The 2066-nt window shown below is 42.3% G+C and carries 5 protein-coding genes; all 5 read left to right on the top strand.

Going from position 1 to position 2066, the window contains the following annotated elements; translation table 11 throughout:
- The first annotated feature begins 25 nt into the window (after window positions 1-25).
- Genes ACUVJL_RS13600 through ACUVJL_RS13580 form a run of 5 tightly spaced genes read left to right on the top strand, consistent with a single transcriptional unit; the run spans window position 26 to window position 1528 of the window.
- Window positions 26-268 carry a hypothetical protein gene (locus tag ACUVJL_RS13600; RefSeq protein ID WP_445246332.1) on the top strand — a complete coding sequence of 81 codons (243 nt, stop codon included), beginning with the start codon at window positions 26-28 and terminating at the stop codon, window positions 266-268.
- Window positions 269-277: 9 nt separating this feature from the next.
- Window positions 278-520: a hypothetical protein gene (locus tag ACUVJL_RS13595; protein ID WP_445246331.1), complete on the top strand. Its 243-nt coding sequence runs from the start codon at window positions 278-280 to the stop codon at window positions 518-520.
- A gap of 50 nt (window positions 521-570) precedes the next feature.
- Window positions 571-804, top strand: coding sequence for a hypothetical protein (locus ACUVJL_RS13590; RefSeq protein ID WP_445246330.1), 234 nt, complete (start codon window positions 571-573; stop codon window positions 802-804).
- Between the two features lie 38 nt (window positions 805-842).
- A complete protein-coding gene (locus tag ACUVJL_RS13585) occupies window positions 843-1211 on the top strand; it encodes a DUF7694 domain-containing protein (protein WP_445246329.1) in 369 nt (122 codons plus the stop codon).
- A complete protein-coding gene (locus tag ACUVJL_RS13580; RefSeq protein WP_445246328.1) occupies window positions 1211-1528 on the top strand; it encodes a hypothetical protein in 318 nt (105 codons plus the stop codon). Before ACUVJL_RS13585 ends, ACUVJL_RS13580 begins: the two co-directional genes overlap by 1 nt.
- Window positions 1529-2066 lie beyond the last annotated feature (538 nt).

Here is a 2066-nt window from a genome sequence, read left to right as displayed (position 1 = left end):
GCCGGGTCGCTCCCGGTCTTAAATTATGTCTAAGCCTAAGTCTGAAATCAAGTTTGCGATTCTTAAGGCGAGTTATTGGGTTGGCGATGCTACTGAATATGGCTGCGTTTACTGGTTACTCGGAATGAAAGGAAAATGGTCGGAAGAGTTTGAAGCAGCCGAATTCTTCGATACTCGATCGGATGCTGAATTACGATTAACTGAGGAGAAGCGTGTTCCTGAAAATTGTAATATTTCCATTGTTGAAGTTGAATTGTACCGCGATTAATAGCTAGCAATGAAAAGTACATTTTACTGGTCAAATTGGAAATTTACGATAGAAAGCTCTTGCTACTACGACGATACACCAGGAAATGTATTTTACCTAGAAGCGATCGTTATGCCAGAACTTGAATTAGTAGCTAAATCACAATTCAAAGGTTGGAATCGATCGGTAGCCGAACAAGTAGCTAAATCAATGGTTGTCTGTGAGAACAAAATTGATGAAAATTATTTCCTGAAAACTCTTTTCAGCTACTAATGCTTCGCTTTGAGATTTTGATTAGTTTAATCAGTTAAGGAGTAAGAGTCATGACAATTACAGTCGAACAAATCAAGTTAATAATTGCGGGTGCTGAAGAAACACTGCGTCTTTTACTGAATCAGCCAGAGTATCATGAAATAGCAAGCAGTGAGAAATTTGTCACGCAAAATGAATTAGGTTTGGCGGATGCTATTCAGGCACTAAACGAAGTTTATCGGGCGATCGAAGAATCTGAATACGATATGGTCAATAATCTCCCTCGTTACCAACTTGATACTTAAGATATTAGCGCTGTTGCCGGGTCGCTCCCGGCAGTCTCATGAAACCTAAAACTGTTGAGTGGAATCCCCCTACTGCTGAAGAGTTGCCATGTAATTGGTTAGTTCAGGCGATCGGACTTGATGGCGGAGCTTATAAAAGTCGTGACGGTTTGATTGTAATAATTTCTGGTTCGATCGAAAAAGACGGCTATTCGTGGGTTCATCTCTCACTATCTCGAAAAAAATCAGTTCCGACCTGGATAGATTTAGTCAAAGTCAAAGAGCTTTTCTTAGGTGCGGACAGTGTGGCAATTCAGATTCTGCCCCCTCGATCGGAATGGGTAAATGTTCATGAGTTCTGCCTCCACCTTTATCAATGCCTTGACGAACGACCAGTCCCTGATTTTCGCAAACTAGGAACAATTTAATGAAACGCGATCCAACTGACATGAGAACCTACCCAGTTCGAGAACAACCATGCAAAACTTGTCCGTTTAGTGGAGAAAAACCATTACCTTTATCTCCAGCAGAGTTGACAGTCTACTACCAAAACTTGATGGGAAACGGGCAACACATTTGTCATAGTACGAGAAACACGCAAATCTGTCGCGGTGGCAGAGACATACAACTAAAATGGCTTTGTTCGATCGGTTTCTTAGCTGAGCCGACTGATGAAGCTTTCAACGAAGCAGTAAACTGGGCATTGAATAATAAGGAGTCAGCAACGTTAACGACCCATGACTAAATCTTAGATTCTAGTGAGGGCTTGAGAAATCAAGTCCATAGTTGACCCGTCTAAGTTCCTTGAGAGCTAGGTTATCCAGGTCACAGCACCCGAGAATGCTTCAACAGTTCTCGGCTCTGCTGTCAGTCATTAAACGTCCGATTTGGGTTTAGACAGTGTGGCTGACCTCGACACCGCCTAGATAACATTGACCCGTTGAACTTTACCCTAGCAATAGGAGATTTCAAATGGCAAATAGAAATGCAGTTTTTGTAATTGATGCCGATCGCCTGTTGCCGGGGAATGTACCGGGGTTGGACGATCGGTGAAGCAACTGTTGGCAAAATATTCTTACTAACCACGATCGCTGCAATCATGTTTCGCTTGTGGCAATCGTGGCCGCATGAGTTTGTGGTGTTAAGTAGACCTCTTGCGAAAGTGCGCTCGTTCTAGGTAAAATAAAAGAAATAATTAGCTCCCATAAGATGAATTACGAACAAGTACAAAAGTTAAACCCCGCCGACTTTAAACGGTACTGTGGACTACATCAAGAGACATT

Source organism: Microcoleus sp. OTE_8_concoct_300 (assembly GCF_031383065.1).
Classification (GTDB): Bacteria; Cyanobacteriota; Cyanobacteriia; order Cyanobacteriales; family Microcoleaceae; genus Microcoleus.
This window is presented reverse-complemented; position numbering and strand designations above follow the sequence as displayed.